The organism is Halopseudomonas sp. T1L2 (assembly GCF_055397385.1).
Map to the genome: position 1 here is coordinate 229,067 of NZ_AP040865.1, position 18,785 is coordinate 247,851.

Consider the following 18,785-nt stretch of genomic DNA (forward strand, 5'->3'; position numbering starts at 1 on the left):
GTTCGCCGCCCTGGCGCTTATAAAAAACGCCTCGTTGGGGTAGTCTGCCGGGACCGCCTGCGGGGCCCCCTGGAGCACGCAGCATTACAACAACAACGCGGATGCCAGAGCATGTCCTACGATGTCAGCCAATTGCGCAAGTTTGTCACGCCCGAGATTATTTTTGGCGCAGGATCGCGCAAGACCGTCGCCAATTACGCCTCTACTTTCGGTGCCCGCAAGGTGCTGCTGGTATCTGACCCGGGAGTGCAGGCCGCCGGTTGGGTAGTCGATGTCGAGCAAAGCCTGATGGAGCAGGGTCTCGACTATGTCCTGTTCACCCAGGTCTCTGCCAATCCGCGCACCGAAGAGGTCATGCATGGTGCCGAGGTGTACCGGGCTGCAGGCTGCAACGTCATTGTCGCCATTGGTGGCGGCAGCCCGATCGACTGCGCCAAGGCCATCGGCATTGCCGTGGCGCATGATCGACATATTCTCGAATTTGAAGGCGTCGATACCATTCGTGCGCCGATTCCGCCGCTGATCTGCATTCCGACCACCGCCGGTACCTCGGCCGATGTGTCGCAGTTCGTGATCATTTCCGATCAGCAGGAGAAGGTGAAGTTCTCCATCATCAGCAAGGCGGTGGTGCCGGATGTGTCGCTGATCGACCCGGAAACCACGTCAACCATGGACACCTTCCTGTCTGCCTGTACCGGAATCGATGCCATGGTGCACGCCATTGAGGCCTTCGTCTCGACCGGCAGCGGGCCGATGACCGACGCTCATGCCCTGGAGGCGATGCGCCTGCTTAACGGTAATCTGGTACAGATGATCCAGAACCCGCAGGACATTGCCCTGCGCGAGCAGATCATGCTCGGCAGCCTGCAGGCGGGGCTGGCGTTTTCCAACGCCATTCTTGGCGCTGTACACGCCATGTCACACAGCCTCGGCGGCTTCCTTGATCTGCCGCACGGGCTGTGCAACGCGATCCTGGTCGAACATGTGGTGGCGTTCAATTTTGACGCCGCGCCGGAGCGCTTCAAGGTGATCGCCAATACTCTGGGCATTGATACCCGCGGAATGACTACTCCGCAGGTGCGCCAGCGGCTGGTTCAACATCTGATCGAGCTGAAACAGGCAATGGGCTTTCACCAGAGTCTGCGCATGCATGGCGTTGATACCAGCGACCTGCGCACCCTGTCGCTGCACGCGATGGATGACCCCTGCATCCTGACCAATCCGCGAGAATCCAGTCTGCAGGATGTCGAGGTGGTCTATGCCGAAGCCCTCTGATCCGCGCCGTGAGGTGCTGACGGGGCTGCTGGGGCTGGGGTCGCAGTCCTCGCGCAAGAGCTACTACCCGGAATTGCTGGCGCGGCTTGAGGAGCTGGAGGACGAGCGCAACCGCTACAAGTGGCTGTTCGAGAATGCGGTGCACGGGATTTTTCAGGCCAGCCTGACGGATGGCCTGCGGGCAGCCAACCAGTCGCTGGCGCGGATGCTTGGTTATGACTCGGTCGGTGCGCTGGTGCACGCCCGGCGCTCGCTGGCCGAGCAGTTTTTCATCGAGGGGGCAGAGGAATTCCAGCGCATTCGCAATCACCTGCTGCGCAAGGGCGAACTGACCGGCTATGAAACCCGGCTGCGTCGTGCCGACGGCAGCCTGATGGACGTACGCATGAACATTCTGCTGCGCCCTGACGCTTCCGACCATGTGATTGAAGCCTTTGTTGCCGACGTGACCGAGCGCAAGCAGGCGCAGCAGGCAATGCAGCAACTGAACGATGAACTGGAACAGCGGGTCCTGCAGCGCACCCGGGAGCTGGAGGCGCTGAACGAAAGCCTGCGTTTCGAGATTATCGAGCACGAGCGTACCCAGGGTGAGTTGCGCGAGGCGCGAGATGCTGCCGAGCAGGCCAATCGCAGCAAGGACCGCTATCTGGCAGCGGCCAGTCACGATCTGCTGCAGCCGCTCAATGCCGCGCGGTTGCTGATCTCTACCCTGCGTGAGACCCCCTTGGATGAAGCTGCGGGTCTGCTGGTCGAGCGTTCGCACACGGCGCTGGAAAGTGCTGAAGACATGCTCAGCGACTTGCTGGATATCTCGCGGCTGGACCAGCCGAATCTGCAGCCCGATTGCGGTGACTGCGCGGTAGCCGACATTCTGGAGCCGCTGTTGTGTGAGTTCGGCAGCGTGGCTGAGGCCGCCGGAGTGGGCCTGCGCGGGCGCTTTGGTGATCAGGTGGTGCGTACCGATTACCGCCTGCTCAGCCGGATCCTGCGCAACTTTATCAGCAACGCCATTCGCTACACCGAACGCGGTGGCGTGCTGGTTGGCTGCCGGACACGCGGCAGTGAGCTGTGTATTCAGGTTTGGGACACTGGTCGTGGTATCGCACGCAGCGACTTCAAGCGCATTTTTCAGGAGTTCAATCAACTGGACGTGGAGCGGTCCGGCCGGCGTCGCGGTGTCGGGCTGGGACTGGCGATTGTCGATCGTATTGCAAGGCTGCTGAATGCCCGCATCGAGGTGCAGTCACGCCTGGGTCGGGGCTCGATGTTCTCGGTCAGTATTCCGCTGGCGGTCGCTGCCCCTCAGCGAAGCAATGCTCAGGCCAGCCAACTGCTCAGTTCAATTGAGGTGCCGCTGCAGGGGCGCCGGTTGCTGGTATTGGATAACGAGCAGATCATTCTGCAGAGCATGCGCAGCCTGCTGGAGCAGTGGGGTGCCGAGGTGCTGACTGCCGTCGATCTGGAGCAGGCGCAGGCTCGGTTGGGGGCGCACCCGCCAGATGCGCTGCTGGTGGACTTTCATCTGGATGACAACCGCACCGGCGGTGAAGCGGTAGCGGCGCTCAGAGCGCGCTATGCCCGTGAACTGCCGGCCATCATGATTACCGCTGATCGCAGCGAAGCCTGTCGGCAGATTGCCCGAGAGATGGACATCATCGTGCTCAACAAGCCGCTGAAGGCCGGCAAACTCAGGGCTACTCTCGGCAAGCTGCTCAGTAAGGATGACTAGGCTATGCGCAGGTCCGGCAGTTGGGCAGGTTGTTGCCGCCCGGCAGGTATCACCCTGCCAGAGGGAGCCGGCACCAGCCGGTCGTGCGTACTTGCATACAGTCGCCGCATGCTGCCGGCAATGGAACTGTAATGGTTGTTTCTGCAGTGTTGCATTGTCATAAAAGAGACTTGGGCATGTCTTCGGAACGCCGCTGAAAGTTCATCGTTCATTGCCTGATCTGTCACGTTCGCTCGCCATCCTGTTCGGGTTTCCAAGCAAACCAAACCTGAGAGGAAGGAACCGATGTCCATCGAACAACGTGACCAGTTGGTTATCATCGATCACGGTGAGGGTGATGAACCCCTCAGCAACCGACAGATGAACCGTCTGTTCTCCAGCGTGCTGGAGGCCCGTCTTGCCCGCCGCCAGCTGCTCAAGGGTAGCGCCGGTGCGGCTGCCCTGGGCTTTTTCGGTCTGGGACTGGCTGGCTGCAAGAGCAGCTCCAGCGGCGACGACAATGGCGGCTCGCCATCACCCGCTCCGTTGCTGGGCTTTTCCGCCGTTGCTGTCAGCAGTGCCGACGAGATTGTCGTTCCGGAGGGCTACAGCTACCAGGTGATCATCCCCTGGGGTACGCCGATTCTGGGCAGCTTCCCGTCATTTTCGGTCAACAGCACCGGTGCCGATCAGGCCGAGCAGGTTGGCTCACACCACGACGGCATGCATTTTTACCCGATTGATGGCAGTTCCGATGACGGCCTGCTGGTGCTCAATCACGAGTATGTCGAACCCCGCCTGATGCACGCCGCAGCCCAAGGGCTTGCGCTCACCAGCAGTGCCTTGCCGCCGCTGGTTGATGGCGAGCGCCCGGCTGACCAGGTACGCAAGGAAGCCAACGCCCACGGCGTATCGGTGGTCCGCATCGTCAAGGGTGCCAACAACGAGTGGAGCGTTCAGCCGGATGCGCTGAACCGCCGTATCACCGCGCTGACGCCGATGGAGATCCATGGTCCGGTTCGCGGCAGTGATTTCGTCAAGACGCTCTACAGCCCGAACGGCACCATGACCCGCGGCACCCTGAACAACTGCGGTAATGGCTATACGCCCTGGGGCACCTACATGGCCGCCGAGGAGAACTGGGCCGGCTATTTCACCAACAAGGGTGATAACCCGCGCGAGCATTCCCGTTACGGTGTGCAGACCGGCGCGACCAGCCGTTATGCCTGGGAACTGGCTGACAACGGTCCGGACGAGTTTGTCCGCTTCGATGCCAGCATCAAGGGTGCAACCGCCGCGGATGACTATCGCAACGAGCCGGTCTGCTTCGGCTGGATGGTCGAGATCGATCCGTTCGACCCGACCAGCAACCCGAAGAAGCGCACCGCCATGGGCCGTTTCGGCCACGAGGGTGTGGTTTTTGCCCCGGCTGAAGAGGGCAAGCCGGTCGTCTGCTACTCGGGCGACGATTCCCGCTTCGAGTACATCTACAAGTTTGTGACTGCGGCGAACTACAACGCGGCGACCGCCAATGGCAGCCTGCTGGATGAAGGCACTCTGTATGTCGCCAGGTTCAATGATGACGGCACCGGCGAGTGGTTGCCGCTGGTCTACGGCCAGAACGGTCTGGACGAAGCCAACGGCTTCACCAGTCAGGCCGACGTGCTGGTCAACACCCGCCTGGCTGCCGACTTCATGGGCGCTACCCCGATGGATCGCCCGGAGTGGGGCGCGGTTGACCCGGCCAATGGCGATGTTTATTTCACCCTGACCAACAACACCAGCCGCAACGCCGGCAGCGTCAACGAAGCCAACCCGCGGGTTACCAACCGCCACGGTCATATCATCCGCTGGAAGGAAGACGGTGGTGAGCAGGCAGCGACGACCTTCAGCTGGGACATTTTCCTGTTTGGCGGCGACAGCGGCGAGAGCGGCGTCGACACCAATATCGGTTATGACCCGAACGGCGACGTGCTGACCGCAGACAATATCCTCAGCTCGCCGGATGGTCTGTGGATTGACCCCGACAGCCGCGTCTGGATTCAGATGGACAGCGGTTACACGGACCCCTTCGGCAACTGCGCCATGCTGGTTGCCGATCCGACTACCGGCGATCTCAAGCGCTTCCTGGTCGGACCGATTGATCAGGAGATCACCGGTATCACCATGACCCCGGACCAGCGGACGCTGTTCATCAATGTTCAGCATCCGGGTGAGGGCACCAGCGCCACCGACTTTGCTGCCGGCAACTACACCAGCAGCTGGCCGGACTTCATGCCGGCAACCCGTCCGCCGCGCTCGGCCACGGTCGTGGTGTGGAAGAACGATGGCGGTGTTGTCGGCAGCTGATACGTGATTCAGGCAGCGCTGCCGGCGCTGCCCGGATAGAAAAAATGCTGGATCATTGCGGGGTCGGCCGCTGCTGACCCCGGTTTTTATGGAGAAATTATCATGGGTGTAGGTGGAATCAGTATCGGCTCTCTGCTGATCGTGCTGGTAATTGTCATGCTGCTGTTTGGTACCAAGCGCCTGCGTAATATCGGCAGCGACCTGGGGGGCGCCTTGAGCGGCTTTCGCAAGGCGGTGCGCGATACCGACGAAGCTCGCGATGCACTGACCATGGATGTCCAGGAGCAGGTTGCCGAGCGCAGCGAAACGCGCTCGCGCGCCTGAGGCCGGTGCCGCATGTTCGGTAACGGCATGACGGAATGGCTGGTGGTCGGGGTAGTCGCGCTGATCGTACTCGGCCCCGAACGTCTGCCTTCGCTGGTGCGTATGGCGGGGCGGGCGACCGGCAAGGTACGCGGGCTGTGGGCTGACGTACAGCGGGAGCTGGACGGTAGCCTGCCAGCCGATGAGGTCAGGGAGTTGGCCGAAAACGTTCGTGAGCTGCGCGCTCAAACCAACGTCAAACAGTTTGTTCGGCGTCTGGCGGTAGATGAAGAACGCCGCCAGGGCTGAGCCCCGGCGGCGACAGGACTGTGTCGATCCGGTCAGTCAGGTGTGCAGGATGGCAGGAACGAGCGAGGGAAGTTGCCCGGAATCTCGCCGGTGTTGTTGGTATATGTGCATCCGAACAAGGGGTCAGCTACCGTTTCGGGGGTTAACCAGTCGTCCCCGCCCGGCTTAACGCTGGTTTGTTCCCAAGTCAGCAGCGCGTCAAGCGTCTCGGTCCATTCGGTCAATGTGAAGTCGCAGTGGCCTGGAGCGCGCATGGCGCGTTGAACCAACAGCTCGCCGTTGCCGTTATCCTCTGCGCGCTCGCGATAAATTTGCTCCATTGAAACCGGTACAAACAGGTCACCGATGGTGTGTGCCGTCAGCACCGGAACGTCGAACTCGCCATTGACCTTCGGCACCCAGCGCAGGCCATCCTTACGAAGGGCGTTCACAGCATCAACATTTGCATCTGCTTGCAGGATAGCGGCGTTGAAGTTGATTTCGTTGGTTGTCAGCGGCTCACCCAACTCACTCTCAAAGCGATACGTCAAACCGGTGGTGTTGATTACGCTCTTGAGGAAGATACCGTCAACGGTGCCGTCCGAGCCGGCAAAGCTTTGCAGCAAGTCCTGGAACAGGCCAAAGCTGAATTGGTAGGTTGGCCGCTCGCCGCCACTCAGGTTCTTGAGCGTTTGATAGACCGCAAGGCCCTCAGCGGTCAGGCCAGCTGCGCTTTTGTCGGCGTCGTAGTCATTCCAGAACAGCGCGCGGGCAGCCGCGAGCTTGGTGGCAGCGTCCGCTTCCGGAATCGGGAATTTTTCTGCACCGACGCCAGCCAGTTCAAACAGCGAGAGACTGTAGCCGGCAAAATAGTTGAACAGTTCGGTGTCCCCTAATACGCCGCAGAACGGTGCTGCTGCTGCGTAGTCGACTACGTTATTGGCGGTCTCTTTGGTTTCTCGCTCAACAGCTGCAGCGGTGATGTGGCCTCCCATTGACGCACCTGCGATGTAGTACTTCACAGGCGTTGCCAAGGTGCGGCCATTGTCAGCAGCAATGTCGGTAAAGGCCAAGGCCAGGGCGTTGGTGTCTTCCACGCCTGCCCGCACATCGTAGTAGTTGGTGCTGTAGCTGGATGCTGCCCAAGCGTAGCCGTTGTCAATCAGATACTGTCGCATCGGTGGGCTGTCTACCGTAAGCGAGCTGCCGGTGCCTCGATAGCCGTGGGCCCACATAACCAGCATGCCGTTCCAGTTCTCCGGTACTTCAATGCGATAGCCGGCGCCATCAAGGACTCCACTCCAGCGACTGGTCGTGTTGTAGGGGGCGATGTCAGCAAGTGCGTTAAAGGGTAGCTGCGCTTCGTCGACCACGAAGAAGTCATTATTGATACGTTTCTGCTGCTCACGTACCTGCTCGTCGCCACCGCCACCACCACTCAGACAACCTGTCAGCGTCAGGCTGCTGATCATCATGGTCAGCAACGCCGTCTTTTTCAGCCTTGTCATTCTTGTTGTTCTCCACGCGCAAGTTGATTGTTGTTTATTGGTTCTTGCGGTTTTGAGTAAAGGGTGACTGCTGGCAAAGGGCAAGTATCGGGTGTCTCTTTTTGAGACGTTCTCGCGCGTGTGGATACGCAGCTATCAGCGGATTGGATTGCTGTAACAGGGAGATCACCCATTGGGGTGATCTTTATCCCATGCTTTTTCGTGGATTAACCCAAATGGGTGATTTGGCTGGGTCGGGGGACTCGCTAGCGTCGTCGCTCCGGTGCGATCCGTCTGGATTAACCTGTTCAGGGGGGTTGCCGGGAGATTGCATTATCGTGACAATCGAAACGGCCTCGCAGACACATTGCAGGCGTATAACAATAATTTTGCAAAGAAAGGTCAGTACCTTATCCCCAACTGCCCCGTGCCCGATCAGAATCGGGTTTCTTTGCCATGGAGAGAGCATGCCCCAGGTTGCCCGTTTATCGCTGGAAAACCTTGTTACGCTGGTTTGCGGCGTGTTCGTACTGGTTGCGGCGTGGCTTCTCGGGCGTCTTGTCTGGGTTCTGATCGAGCCGCAAAGCGTGTTGCCGACCGTCGACCCTGTCCCTTACTCCGTCTCTGCTTCCGAACTCGCTGCCACCCGGCCCGGCTTCCGCGAGCTGGCCATGCTGTCCCCCTACGGTCAGGCCGACCGTGCGCCTGTTGTGGTAGACGCGCCCGACACCAAGCTCAGCTGGACGCTCAAGGGCGTGCTGGCCGACCCCGACCCGGCGCGCAGTGCCGCCATTCTGGTCACGCAGGGCCAACCCGAGAAACTCTATCGCGTCGGAGCGACGCTGCCCGGGCAGGTCCGTCTGGAGCAGGTGCTGGGCGACCGGGTGATGCTGATGCGAGATGGTCAGCTGGAGACCCTGCGACTCAAGCGCAATGAGCTGGCTGGTAACGGGCGTCCTTCCCGCAGTGCCGGTCGTGCCGCGGCGCTGCCCGAGGTTGATTCCAGCCAGACCCTGGCCCCCGATGGCGGTCTGGCCCGTATCGACCGCGAGGCGTGGCTCAATGATCCCCAGCGGTTTGCCGATGTCATCAGCGCCAATCCGGTGATGGTGGATGGTTCCCTGTACGGAATAGAAGTGTCCCCTGCACGCAACGCCCGCGAGTTTGAGGCGGCGGGTCTGCAGGCGGGTGATGTGATTACCGACGTCGATGGCACACCGGTTTCGCAGATCGAGGACTACCGCGAGATTCTCAGCCAGATGTCCGGCGCCAGCTCGGTGTCGGTCTCGCTTGAGCGCGATGGGCAGCCCATGAACATTACGATAACGATGGATTGATACTGATGCCGATGCAGTTTCGCAAACAACGGCTGGCGCTGGCGCTGGCGTTGAGTCTGGGAGTAGTGGGTAGTCCGGTGTTGGCACAGTCAGCGACGGAGACGGCGGAACGGGACCAGGACCTGGTGCTGAATCTGCGCGACGCGGACATCAATGGCCTGATCGAGATTGTCAGCCAGGAAACCGGCATCAACTTTATTGTCGATCCGCGGGTCCGTGGGCAGGTCAATGTCGTTTCCGGCCAGCCGATCCGGCGCGAGGAGCTGTACGACCTGTTTCTGGGGGTGCTCAAGTCGCAGGGCTTTGCGGCGGTGCGCGGCAGTGACGGCATGGTGCGCATCGTGCCGGAGGTGCAGGCCAAGGAGAACGAGGTCGCAGGCCTGACCGGGGACACGCCCGGCGACGAATACATCACCGAAGTGATTACGGTGAACAATATGGATGCCGGCCAGCTGGTGCGTATCCTCCGGCCGCTGGTACCCAAGGGCGGGCATCTGGCTGCCGCGGCTGCCTCCAACAGTCTGGTGATTGCCGATACGGCAGCCAATGTCCGCCGTATTCAGGCGTTAATTGCGCGCATGGACCGTGAGTCGACCGAAGACTTCGAAGTGCTGCCGCTGGAGTACGCCTCGGCACTGGACGTGGTGCGCATCGTTCAGGGGCTCGACAGCAACGCACCGGCGGAAGAGTTTACCCGCGGTCCCAAGCTGGTTGCGGATGAGCGCACCAACTCGGTGATTCTGCGTGGTGATCCCGAAGCACGGGCGACGCTGCGATCGGTCGTGCGCAGGCTGGACGTGGAAGGGGATCAGGGCAACACCCAGGTGCATTACCTGCGTTACGCCAAGGCCGAAGAAGTGGCCGAGGTGCTTCGCAGCATCGCCGAGGGGCGCGAGCGCAACCAGAGCGGCACCACCTCAACCAGCTCGGGCAATACCACTGCGAGCAACACGGCCGAGCAGAACCGTGTTCGCATCGAGGCCCATGAGAGTACCAATGCGGTCGTCATCTACGGGCCGGCGGAGCTGTCCCGCGAGTTGTCGTCCATCATTCGTCAGCTCGACATCCGTCGGGCCCAGGTTCTGGTGGAGGCAGTGATCGCCGAGGTGTCCTATGACCGCGCCAAGGAGCTGGGCGTGCAGTGGGGCTTCGGCAGTGAAGACTCCGGAGTCGGCATCATCAATTTCAATCGCAATGGCAACAGCATTGTGGATCTGGCGGCCGGTGTGAATGCCTTCCTCGAAGGGGACGTCAGCAGCCCGCCGTCGCTGGGTAGCGGCCTCAGTCTGGGCGGCATCGGCAGCATCGGCAGCACCCAGATTGCGCTGCTGGTCAATGCACTGCAGGGCGATACGGCCAGCAATATTCTCTCGACGCCAAGCCTGCTGACCCTCGACAACGAGGAAGCCGAAATCGTGGTCGGTCAGAACGTGCCTTTTATCGTCGGTCGCTCGGTTGAGGATTCGGGGCAGGCGTTCGATACCATCCAGCGTGAAGATGTGGGTATCAAACTGAAGATCCGCCCGCAGATCAACGAAGGCAACGCGGTGCGTCTGGAAATTGCCCAGGAGGTCTCGCAGATTGCACCGGGCACCAGCGGTGCGGCAGACATCATTACCAACAAGCGCAGCCTGACTACCCATGTCATGGTCGATGATAACCAGATGATCGTGCTCGGCGGCCTGATCGACGATCAAATGGTCGAGACCGCCGACAAGGTGCCGGGGCTGGGCGATATTCCGGGGCTTGGTCGGCTGTTCCGTTACGACACCGCCTCGCTGCAGAAGCGCAATCTGATGGTCTTCCTGCGCCCGGTGATCGTGCGTGACTCGGCGGTTGCCGAAAGCCTGACCCATGCCAAGTACAGCTATATTCGTGACCGCCAGGTGGCCGAGCAGAACCGCCATGGGCGGATGGATGTCGGCGAGGGTGTTCCGGTGTTGCCGGACTGGAACTACCTGCTGACGTTGCCGCCACCGTTCGAGAACGCCATGCAGGGTACCCCGGCGCCGGCGGCCATCAGTGCACCGCCCAGCGCTGGCCGGGAGTAGGCGATGAGTGAGCAGCAAAGCAGTGTCGCCGCGCCAACCGCCGAGACCGGTTATCGCTACGCCCGGCGGGTAGGGATACTGACAGGGGCCATGCGGGAGGACGGCCAGCTGGAAGTCTTTGTACGCGCCGATTGCGATCCGCAGGGTCTGCTTGAGTTGCGCCGCCGCCACGGTTGCCCGTTGTTGCCCATCGAGCTGGACGACGACGCTTTTGCAGCCCGGTTGCGTGACCGGTACGAACGCTCGGCCAATGATGCCATGCAGTTTGTCGAAGGGCTGGGTGAGGATGCCGACCTGCTGTCGGTGGCTCAGTCGCTGGCCGAGCCTGAGGATCTGCTCGAATCACAGGATGAAGCGCCGATCATCCGGTTGATCAACGCGCTGCTGTCCGAGGCGGTCAAGGAAAACGCGTCGGATATTCACATCGAACCCTTTGAAAATCGCCTGTCCATCCGTCTGCGGGTGGACGGTGTATTGCGCGAGGTGCTGGAGCCGCCGCGCGCACTGGCGCCAGTGATCGTCTCGCGAATCAAGGTCATGGCCAAGCTGGATATCGCTGAAAAACGCCTGCCCCAGGACGGTCGGATCGGCCTGCGGCTGGTCGGGCGGGCGGTGGACGTGCGGGTTTCGACCTTGCCGTCCGGCCACGGCGAGCGGGTGGTGCTGCGTCTGCTCGACAAGCAGGCCGGGCGCCTTGAGCTGCGTCAGCTGGGCATGTGCCCGGAGCATTATGCGGCCATGGAGCGGGTGATCAGCCGCCCGCATGGCATTGTGCTGGTGACCGGGCCGACCGGCTCGGGCAAGACCACCACGCTGTATTCGGCGCTGATGCGGCTCAATGATCGCAGCCGCAACATTCTTACCGTCGAAGATCCCATCGAGTATTACCTCGACGGTATCGGCCAGACCCAGATCAACAACAAGGTCGACATGACCTTTGCCCGTGGTTTGCGCGCAATCCTGCGTCAGGACCCTGACGTGGTGATGGTCGGTGAGATTCGCGATGTGGATACCGTTCAGATCGCCATTCAGGCCAGTCTGACCGGTCACCTGGTGTTTTCCACCCTGCACACCAATACGGCGATTGGTGCCATTACCCGTTTGCGTGACATGGGAATCGAGCCGTTTCTGCTGTCGTCCACGCTCAATGGTGTGCTCGCCCAGCGGCTGGTGCGCACCCTGTGCCCGGACTGCCGCGAGCCGCATCTGGCGAGCAGCAGCGAGTGCCGTCTGATGGGCGTGGATGAGCAGCAGCCTCCGACTTTGTATCGCGCCACCGGTTGCCCTGCCTGTAACGGCAGCGGTTATCGCGGCCGCACCGGGATATACGAATTGATCGAGGTCGACGACACCCTGCGTGGCATGATCCACGACGGTGCCAGTGAGCAGGCGATGGTACGCCATGCGCGGCTGTCGCAACCGGGTATCCGACAGGACGGAATGCGGCGAATACTGGCGGGTGATACCACGCTGGAAGAAGTTCTGCGCGTTACCCGGGAGGACTGACCGTGCCGGCCTTCGAATATACCGCGCTGGACGCCAGCGGCCGCACTCGCAAGGGCGTAGAGGAGGGGGATTCGCCCCGTCAGGTCCGCGGGCGGCTGCGTGAGCAGGGGCTGACGCCGATGAGTGTCAGCCAGGTGGCCGAGCGTGCAGCGGTCCTGCGCATGCCGGTGCTGCAGCAGCGCATCAAGCCGCTGGAGCTCGCCCTGGCAACCCGGCAGATGGCAACCCTGGCGCGCGCCGGTCTGCCGATTGAGGAAGTGCTGGCAACGGTGGCGCGCCAGAGTGAATCACCCAAGGTGCGCTCGGCGCTGACAGCGGTGCGTACGCGGGTGATGGAAGGTTTGCCACTGGCCCACGCGCTCGGCGAATTTCCCTCGGTGTTCCCGGTCATCTATCGCACCACGATCGCCGCCGGTGAACAGGCGGGGCGGCTGGATCTGGTGCTGGAGCGACTGGCTGATAACGTTGAAGCGCAGAACGCCATGCGCCAGAAAATCCAGCTGGCGATGTTCTATCCGGCCATCCTGACCTGCGTCGCGCTGCTGGTAACGGTGGCGTTGCTGACCTATGTAGTGCCGGAGGTGGTCAAGGTGTTTGACGGCATGAATCAGCAGTTACCGCTGCTGACCCGCATGCTGATCGCGGTCAGCGATACCCTGCGCGACTGGGGCCTGCTGATGCTGCTGATACTTGGAGGGTTGGGCTATGGCCTGCGCACCCTGTTGCAGCGGCCTGCCTATCAGCGGCGCTGGCATGATCTGCTGCTGCGGCTGCCGCTGATTGGCCGCCTGACCCGCGGTCTCAACACCGCGCGCTTTGCCCGCACCCTGAACATTTTGGCCGCCAGCGGTGTGCCGCTGCTTGATGCGTTGAACATGAGTGCCAGTGTGATCACCAACTTGCCGATGCGCGAGGCGGTCAGCGAGGCGGCCCAGCGTGTGCGCGAGGGGGCCGGAGTCGGGCTGGCGCTGGAGCGCAGTGGCTATTTCCCGGCGATGACACTGAGCCTGATCAAGAGCGGTGAAAGCAGCGGCACCCTCGACGACATGCTGGAGCGGGCGGCGGAAACCCAGGAGCGCGAGCTCGAGGCGCGTATCGCGATGGTGATGGGTGTTTTCGAGCCGCTGCTGATTCTGACCATGGGCGCGGTCGTGCTGGTGATTGTACTGGCGATTCTGCTGCCAATCTTTGAACTCAACCAACTGGTGAATTGATGATGAGCAATAACCACGTACGCCGTGCTGCGCAGCGCGGTTTTACCCTGATTGAAGTGATGGTTGTGGTGGTCATCCTCGGGATTTTGGCGGCGGTGGTGGTGCCGCGGGTCATGGACCGGCCGGACCAGGCACGTATCACCAAGGTGCAGAGTGACATTCGTGCCATCGAAAGTGCGCTGAATCTGTATCGACTGGATAACTTCAGCTATCCGACCACCGAACAGGGGCTGCGCGCCCTGGTGCAGGAGCCCACCGGCCAGAATGCGCCGCGCAACTGGCGCAAGGGCGGCTACCTGGATCGCCTGCAGCAGGATCCGTGGGGCAACGCCTACCAGTACCAGAACCCGGGTCGCGACGGTCGCCTGTTTGATCTCTACAGCTTCGGCTCCGACGGCCGCAGCGGTGGCACTGACAGCGCCGCCGATATCGGCAACTGGAATCTGGATCAAGAAAACGAGCGCTGACAGTCATGCGAGTTGGTCACCCATCTGCGCCTTCGCGCCAGACCGGCTTCACCCTGTTTGAGGTACTGATTGTTCTGGTGCTGATCGGGGTGATGGCGGGGCTGGCGACGCTGTCGCTGGGTGACGGGGCGGAGCGCGAACTGCGCCGCGAGGCTGATCGCCTGGCAACCGTGCTGCAGCTGGCCCGTGACGAGTTGCTGATCAGTGGCGGCAGCGAGCGGGCGCTGGGGATTCGGCGCGACAGCTACAGCATGCTTGATCTGGTCCTGCTTGATGACGCCACCCGTGAGTGGCAGCCGGTAAATGACGCGCAGCTGGGCCCGCATCGGGTGACCGAGGGCCTGATCGAGCTGGATTTTGAAGCCGCCGATCAGCCCCGCAGCCTGTCGTCCAGCCGGGTCTGGACCCCTCAGCTGCGGCTGAGCAACACCGGCGAGATGACGCCGGGCCTGATTGTCCTGCGGGCACGCGAGCATAGCCTGGAGCGCTTTATTCAGGTTGAGTTGACCGGCCATATCGAGGTGCTCAGTGAACGTCCATAGCAGTCGCGGTTTTACTCTGCTGGAAGTTCTGGTCGCGTTGACCGTGCTGGCGGTCGCGCTCGGGGCGCTGGTCAAGGCGGGCAGCGATCATGCCCGCAATACGGCGTATCTTCAGGAACGTACCCTGGCCCATTGGGCCGGCAGCAACCTGCTGGCCGAGTACGAATCAGGCATGCGTCCGGCGACCGACGGTGAGTTGAACGGGGAAACCGGGATGGGGCCTTACCGTTTTGGCTACCGTGCCAGGATCAGCGATTACACCGCGATCTCGCCGTTTCCGCTGCCGGCGGTCAAGCGAATTGATATTCGTCTATGGCTGTTGCCCGGCGATGAAAGCGATCAGCGTGCGCTGGTCAGCGGGTTTGTACTGCCATGAAGCCGGTCACCGCACAGCGCGGTTTTACCCTGCTTGAGCTGCTGGTGGCGATGCTGCTGTTTGCGGTCATGAGCGTGGTGGCCTATCAGGGCCTGCGTGCCGTGCTGGAGGCCAATGAGGTCAGTCGCGGGCATGCCGGTCAGCTGGCGGATCTGCAGGTCAGTCTGAGTGTGCTGGAGCGGGATCTGGCCCAGCTGGTAGACGTGCGTGTGCGTGACGAGTTCGGCGATCGCCTGCCGCCGCTGCGCCTGCTGGCCGGTAATGAGCAGCCGCTGCTGGAGCTCGTGCGGGCGGGCGCCGGCGGCGAGCAACGCCTGCGTCGCACCGCCTGGCGGTTGACCGAACGCGGGCTGGAGCGGGAGTTGTGGCCCGGTGTGGACGTAGCCGATGCCGACAGTGTGCGTCTGCAGCCCTTTGCCGATCTGGTGGCTGAAGACGAGCGTCTCGGGGTGGAAACCGGCTTCCGTTTCATCGTGCGGGGAGCCAGCGGATTGGAGCGGCTCGACAGCTGGCCGCCAGCGGATCTCGACCCCGAGTCCACCCAGTTGCCGCTGGCGGTCGAGGTCCAGCTGGACATCCCGCGCCTGGGAGTGATTCGTCGCCTGATTTCGGTGGGCCAATGAAACGCAGAGAGCAGGGTGTGGCGCTGATTACCGCGTTGCTGATTGTCGCCCTGGCGGTCACCGCGGCGGTCGGCATGGCAATGCGCGGTCAGGCGGATATTCGGCGCAGCAGCGCGGTGTTCGAGCGTGACCTGTCGCGGGAGATTGCGCTGGGTGCGGAGAAAATGGTGTTGCAGGTGCTGGAGCAGGTGGAAGATGCGGATGAGCTGATGTGGGATACCTGCCTGTCACCCGTGTTGCCGTTTGAGGTCGATCAGGTGCGCCTGCAGGCAACGCTGGACAACATGCGCTGCCGTTTCAATCTCAACGCGCTGGCGTCTGGTAATGAGGATATGCAGGCCGAGTTTGCCCGGCTGGTTGACCGGGTTGCTCAGGATTCAGGCGTTGTCATGCCCGCCGGCAGCCAGCTGGCGCTGGCCGTCACGGACTGGATGAATCCCGAAACCGATGATCCGATTTATCAATTGCAGGACCCGCCGCGCCTGTCGGCCAACCGCACCATGCTGGTCGCCTCCGAGCTGGCCTCGGTCAACGGTATGAGCGCCGAGGCCTGGCAGGCGCTGGCACCCTACGTTACCGCTTACCCGTCCGATCAGAGCCCGATTGACGTGGAGCGCAGCAGTGACCTGATCAAGGCGGTGTTCAGCGGCCGTGCGCAGCCCGGCGATGATGCGCCCTGGTTCATGCGGTTGCAGATTGTTGCGCACTTCGGTGAACGCAATTTCTATCAATGTACGCTGCTCGACGCGCCCAATGGCAAAGTCGTGTTGCGCGAACAGTCGGCTTGCGAGCCGTAATGACCACAGGAAGCGAGGCATGCTGATAGTGCTGTTGAGCAACCCCGACCAGCCGCTGCACTGGTGGCGTCTGGAACGGGATGGGCAGATTCGGGATCAGGGCTGCGATACGCTCGCCGTGCTGCAGGAGCGCTACCCGGGAGAGCGGGTCAGGGCGCTGCTGGCTGATGGCGTCAATCTGGTGCGCGCCAACCTGCCTGCGCAACGGGCGGCCGCACTCAGGGCGGCGTTGCCCTATGCCCTGGAAGACCAGCTAAGCCAGGATCTGGATGAACTGCACATTGTCATGGGGCCCCGCCGCAGCGACGGGCGTATCAGTGCGGCGGTGGTTGAACGGCAACTGCTCGATGACTGGCTGGTGCGCTTTGCCGACACCGGCCTGCGTCTGGAGGCCATTTCGCCGGTAACCGCTGTGCCGCCTGCTGCGGTGCCAGCCTCCGGGTTGCGGGTGCAGGCCTCCCCATTGCCGCAGGATACGCGCTGGCTGGTCAGTGACAGTGCCGCAGAGGCTGTGTTGCTGGAGACGGGCATGCTTGCCCTGTGGCTGCGCAAGCGCCTGCTTGAACTGCCCGAGGTCGAGCGCAGTGTCGAGCTGGCGGGTGCTCAGGCGACGGAGCTGGCATCGGTGTTGCCAACGGGGGTGATTGTTACCCGGAGCGAGACTACCTTGCCGCTGCGGTCGGTACTGATGACTGCCGACTTCAATCTGCTGTGCGGGCCCTATGCGGTCAGCATGGCTCCGCCCCCGTGGCGGGCCATGCGCCCGGCCCTGCTGGCGCTGGCGGCAGTGCTGGTGCTTGGTATCGGTGTGCTGGCAGCTGAGCGTATCGCGCTGGAGCAGCAGCGCACTCTGCTGCAGGCGCGTATCGATCGCAGTTTTTCCGACGCCTTGCCGGGCGAGCCCATGCTAGACCCGGTGATGCAGTTCCGTCAGCGGCTGGGGAATGTTGCGGGCGGCGACGATCAGTCCGGCGCTGGTCAGTTGCTGTATGCGCTTTACCATGCGGTGGCGCAGCAGCAGGGTGTTGAGGTGAAACAGGTGCGCGCGGGCAGTGATGAACTGGAGGTCGACCTGCAGGTCGCGACCTTTGCCGATCTCGAACAGTTGCGTGCGGCTCTGGCTGCGACCGAAGGCATGAGCGAAAGCCTGCTCGGAGCCGATTCGGACAGCGGCGCGGTGACCGCGCGGCTGCGTATTACCAGGAGCGGATCATGAAGGCATGGTGGGCAGGGCTGGCGCCGAGGGAGCGTCGTATTCTCGTGTTGGGCGCAGTGGCATTGGGCCTGATCCTCGCCTGGGTCGCGGTCTGGGAGCCGCTGCTGCAAGGTCGCAGTGCACTGCGCAGTGACGTCGCCAGATTGTCGGCAGAGGCGGTCTGGATGGAGCAGGTGGCGGATGACGTGCGTCGACGGGCACGTCTGGAGCAGCGTGCCCCGGCGCTGCCCGGAGCAGGTGGCTCGGTGCTGACACTGATCGAGGTCTCGGCCAATGCGGCGGGCCTGCGCTCCGCGCTCACCCGGGTACAACCCGAAGGCGATGGTGCCCGGCTGATCATGGACGCGGTCGGTTTTGATGCGCTCATGGGGTGGCTCGCGGAGCTGGAGCTGCGGCAGGGGCTGCGGGTCAGTGAACTGATGATCGAGGGCCAGCAGGCTGCCGGTCAGGTGTCTGCACGTCTATTGCTGGAGCGTCGCTGATGGGCTGGCTGAAAGGACGACGGCTCTGGTTGTTGGCAAGCCTGGTCCTGCTTGCGACGCTGATCAGCAATCTCCCGGCGCAGCTGGTCTGGCGGCAGGTACAACCCCACCTGCCGGTTAAGGTTGAGCTGGACGGGCTGACCGGTACGCTCTGGCGCGGCAGCCTGGCGCGCCTGCAGGTTGATGGCATTGATCAGGGTGCCCTGGAGTGGCGTTGGCAGCCTGCGGGGCTGTTGGCGGGTGAGCTTGAACTGGATCTGGATTGGCGGCCGCGTGACGGCAGGGTACAGGCGGTATTGCGTATGGCCGTCGACCGGCTGTCGCTGGAAGGCGTGCGTGGTCGCCTCAGCGCTGCCAGTATGGCGCAGGTGAACAAGGCGCCGTTTGTGTTGCAGGGAGACTGGCTGCTGGATATACCCCGGCTGACCTTGGCGGATCTGCGCAAGGTAACCGAGGCTAGCGGGCGGATCGCCTGGCAGGATGCCGGTGGCGGGCTACCAAGCCCCCTAGCGCTCGGGAACCTGGGTGCCGATCTGGCGGCGGAAAACGGCTGGCTGGTGATGAGTCTCGCAGATAATGGCGGCCCGCTGGGGCTGGCCGGTACCGCCCGCTGGCAACCGGCCAAACCGCTGAAGCTCGATACCCGGCTACTTGCCCGGGCCGATGCTGATCGGGATCTGGCTGCGGGTCTGCAGCTGCTGGGCCGGGCTGATCCCGACGGCTGGGTGCGCTGGCGCGTGCAACTGCAATGACAGAGATGAAAA

Annotated in this window: 18 protein-coding genes; 17 read left to right on the top strand and 1 reads right to left on the bottom strand. The window is 62.5% G+C overall.

Going from position 1 to position 18,785, the window contains the following annotated elements; genetic code table 11:
* The first annotated feature begins 111 nt into the window (after positions 1 to 111).
* From ercA to tatB, 5 genes are all read left to right on the top strand, one after another.
* Positions 112 to 1,275: an alcohol dehydrogenase-like regulatory protein ErcA gene (gene ercA, locus ACZ5WQ_RS01100; protein ID WP_088276808.1), complete on the top strand. Its 1,164-nt coding sequence runs from the start codon at positions 112 to 114 to the stop codon at positions 1,273 to 1,275.
* Entirely contained in the window at positions 1,259 to 3,004 is a 1,746-nt protein-coding gene (locus ACZ5WQ_RS01105) for a PAS domain-containing hybrid sensor histidine kinase/response regulator (protein WP_464382955.1), read from the top strand. The genes ercA and ACZ5WQ_RS01105 overlap by 17 nt, the downstream gene beginning before the upstream one ends.
* A gap of 285 nt (positions 3,005 to 3,289) precedes the next feature.
* Positions 3,290 to 5,332: a PhoX family protein gene (locus tag ACZ5WQ_RS01110; RefSeq protein WP_464382956.1), complete on the top strand. Its 2,043-nt coding sequence runs from the start codon at positions 3,290 to 3,292 to the stop codon at positions 5,330 to 5,332.
* A 102-nt stretch (positions 5,333 to 5,434) separates the two neighbouring features.
* Positions 5,435 to 5,656 (top strand): Sec-independent protein translocase subunit TatA, encoded by a 222-nt coding sequence (locus ACZ5WQ_RS01115; RefSeq protein ID WP_228246294.1) that lies wholly within the window; start codon positions 5,435 to 5,437, stop codon positions 5,654 to 5,656.
* A gap of 27 nt (positions 5,657 to 5,683) precedes the next feature.
* Positions 5,684 to 5,944, top strand: a complete 261-nt coding sequence (gene tatB / locus ACZ5WQ_RS01120) for a Sec-independent protein translocase protein TatB (protein WP_266101809.1) — start codon at positions 5,684 to 5,686, stop codon at positions 5,942 to 5,944.
* Positions 5,945 to 5,976: 32 nt separating this feature from the next.
* Here the strand turns inward: tatB and ACZ5WQ_RS01125 are convergent, their stop codons facing one another.
* Positions 5,977 to 7,431, bottom strand: coding sequence for an alpha/beta hydrolase (locus ACZ5WQ_RS01125; RefSeq protein WP_464382957.1), 1,455 nt, complete (start codon positions 7,429 to 7,431; stop codon positions 5,977 to 5,979).
* Between the two features lie 446 nt (positions 7,432 to 7,877).
* On the opposite strand from ACZ5WQ_RS01125, the gene gspC reads away from it, so the two are divergent.
* From gspC to ACZ5WQ_RS01185, 12 genes are read left to right on the top strand one after another with little or no spacing between them, the layout of a single operon-like run.
* Complete coding sequence (gene gspC / locus ACZ5WQ_RS01130) at positions 7,878 to 8,747, top strand: type II secretion system protein GspC (RefSeq protein WP_285677861.1); 870 nt, start codon at positions 7,878 to 7,880, stop codon at positions 8,745 to 8,747.
* Between the two features lie 5 nt (positions 8,748 to 8,752).
* Positions 8,753 to 10,798 (top strand): type II secretion system secretin GspD, encoded by a 2,046-nt coding sequence (gene gspD / locus ACZ5WQ_RS01135; RefSeq protein WP_464382958.1) that lies wholly within the window; start codon positions 8,753 to 8,755, stop codon positions 10,796 to 10,798.
* Positions 10,799 to 10,801: 3 nt separating this feature from the next.
* On the top strand, positions 10,802 to 12,304 hold the full coding sequence (gene gspE, locus ACZ5WQ_RS01140) for a type II secretion system ATPase GspE (RefSeq protein WP_269687733.1): 1,503 nt from the start codon (positions 10,802 to 10,804) through the stop codon (positions 12,302 to 12,304).
* Positions 12,305 to 12,306: 2 nt separating this feature from the next.
* Complete coding sequence (gene gspF, locus ACZ5WQ_RS01145) at positions 12,307 to 13,518, top strand: type II secretion system inner membrane protein GspF (RefSeq protein WP_088276794.1); 1,212 nt, start codon at positions 12,307 to 12,309, stop codon at positions 13,516 to 13,518.
* Positions 13,518 to 13,985, top strand: a complete 468-nt coding sequence (gspG, locus tag ACZ5WQ_RS01150) for a type II secretion system major pseudopilin GspG (RefSeq protein ID WP_464382959.1) — start codon at positions 13,518 to 13,520, stop codon at positions 13,983 to 13,985. Before gspF ends, gspG begins: the two co-directional genes overlap by 1 nt.
* Before the next feature lie 5 nt (positions 13,986 to 13,990).
* Positions 13,991 to 14,527: a type II secretion system minor pseudopilin GspH gene (gene gspH / locus ACZ5WQ_RS01155; protein ID WP_228246290.1), complete on the top strand. Its 537-nt coding sequence runs from the start codon at positions 13,991 to 13,993 to the stop codon at positions 14,525 to 14,527.
* A complete protein-coding gene (gspI, locus tag ACZ5WQ_RS01160; RefSeq protein ID WP_088276788.1) occupies positions 14,514 to 14,903 on the top strand; it encodes a type II secretion system minor pseudopilin GspI in 390 nt (129 codons plus the stop codon). The genes gspH and gspI overlap by 14 nt, the downstream gene beginning before the upstream one ends.
* Positions 14,900 to 15,526, top strand: a complete 627-nt coding sequence (gspJ, locus tag ACZ5WQ_RS01165; RefSeq protein ID WP_464382960.1) for a type II secretion system minor pseudopilin GspJ — start codon at positions 14,900 to 14,902, stop codon at positions 15,524 to 15,526. Before gspI ends, gspJ begins: the two co-directional genes overlap by 4 nt.
* Entirely contained in the window at positions 15,523 to 16,323 is an 801-nt protein-coding gene (locus tag ACZ5WQ_RS01170; protein ID WP_464382961.1) for a type II secretion system minor pseudopilin, read from the top strand. Before gspJ ends, ACZ5WQ_RS01170 begins: the two co-directional genes overlap by 4 nt.
* 19 nt (positions 16,324 to 16,342) lie before the next feature.
* Positions 16,343 to 17,539, top strand: coding sequence for a type II secretion system protein GspL (gspL, locus tag ACZ5WQ_RS01175; RefSeq protein WP_464382962.1), 1,197 nt, complete (start codon positions 16,343 to 16,345; stop codon positions 17,537 to 17,539).
* Positions 17,536 to 18,021, top strand: a complete 486-nt coding sequence (gspM, locus tag ACZ5WQ_RS01180) for a type II secretion system protein GspM (protein ID WP_464382963.1) — start codon at positions 17,536 to 17,538, stop codon at positions 18,019 to 18,021. Before gspL ends, gspM begins: the two co-directional genes overlap by 4 nt.
* Positions 18,021 to 18,773 (top strand): type II secretion system protein N, encoded by a 753-nt coding sequence (locus ACZ5WQ_RS01185; protein WP_335600620.1) that lies wholly within the window; start codon positions 18,021 to 18,023, stop codon positions 18,771 to 18,773. The genes gspM and ACZ5WQ_RS01185 overlap by 1 nt, the downstream gene beginning before the upstream one ends.
* Positions 18,774 to 18,785: the final 12 nt, after the last annotated feature.

Bases quoted from the DNA above. Each gene is read 5' to 3' on its own strand.
- ercA (WP_088276808.1), top strand. From the start codon at position 112: ATGTCCTACGATGTCAGCCAATTGCGCAAGTTTGTCACGCCCGAGATT.
- ACZ5WQ_RS01105 (WP_464382955.1), top strand. From the start codon at position 1,259: ATGCCGAAGCCCTCTGATCCGCGCCGTGAGGTGCTGACGGGGCTGCTG.
- ACZ5WQ_RS01110 (WP_464382956.1), top strand. From the start codon at position 3,290: ATGTCCATCGAACAACGTGACCAGTTGGTTATCATCGATCACGGTGAG.
- ACZ5WQ_RS01115 (WP_228246294.1), top strand. From the start codon at position 5,435: ATGGGTGTAGGTGGAATCAGTATCGGCTCTCTGCTGATCGTGCTGGTA.
- tatB (WP_266101809.1), top strand. From the start codon at position 5,684: ATGACGGAATGGCTGGTGGTCGGGGTAGTCGCGCTGATCGTACTCGGC.
- ACZ5WQ_RS01125 (WP_464382957.1), bottom strand. From the start codon at position 7,431: ATGACAAGGCTGAAAAAGACGGCGTTGCTGACCATGATGATCAGCAGC.
- gspC (WP_285677861.1), top strand. From the start codon at position 7,878: ATGCCCCAGGTTGCCCGTTTATCGCTGGAAAACCTTGTTACGCTGGTT.
- gspD (WP_464382958.1), top strand. From the start codon at position 8,753: ATGCCGATGCAGTTTCGCAAACAACGGCTGGCGCTGGCGCTGGCGTTG.
- gspE (WP_269687733.1), top strand. From the start codon at position 10,802: ATGAGTGAGCAGCAAAGCAGTGTCGCCGCGCCAACCGCCGAGACCGGT.
- gspG (WP_464382959.1), top strand. From the start codon at position 13,518: ATGATGAGCAATAACCACGTACGCCGTGCTGCGCAGCGCGGTTTTACC.
- gspH (WP_228246290.1), top strand. From the start codon at position 13,991: ATGCGAGTTGGTCACCCATCTGCGCCTTCGCGCCAGACCGGCTTCACC.
- gspJ (WP_464382960.1), top strand. From the start codon at position 14,900: ATGAAGCCGGTCACCGCACAGCGCGGTTTTACCCTGCTTGAGCTGCTG.
- ACZ5WQ_RS01170 (WP_464382961.1), top strand. From the start codon at position 15,523: ATGAAACGCAGAGAGCAGGGTGTGGCGCTGATTACCGCGTTGCTGATT.
- gspL (WP_464382962.1), top strand. From the start codon at position 16,343: ATGCTGATAGTGCTGTTGAGCAACCCCGACCAGCCGCTGCACTGGTGG.
- gspM (WP_464382963.1), top strand. From the start codon at position 17,536: ATGAAGGCATGGTGGGCAGGGCTGGCGCCGAGGGAGCGTCGTATTCTC.
- ACZ5WQ_RS01185 (WP_335600620.1), top strand. From the start codon at position 18,021: ATGGGCTGGCTGAAAGGACGACGGCTCTGGTTGTTGGCAAGCCTGGTC.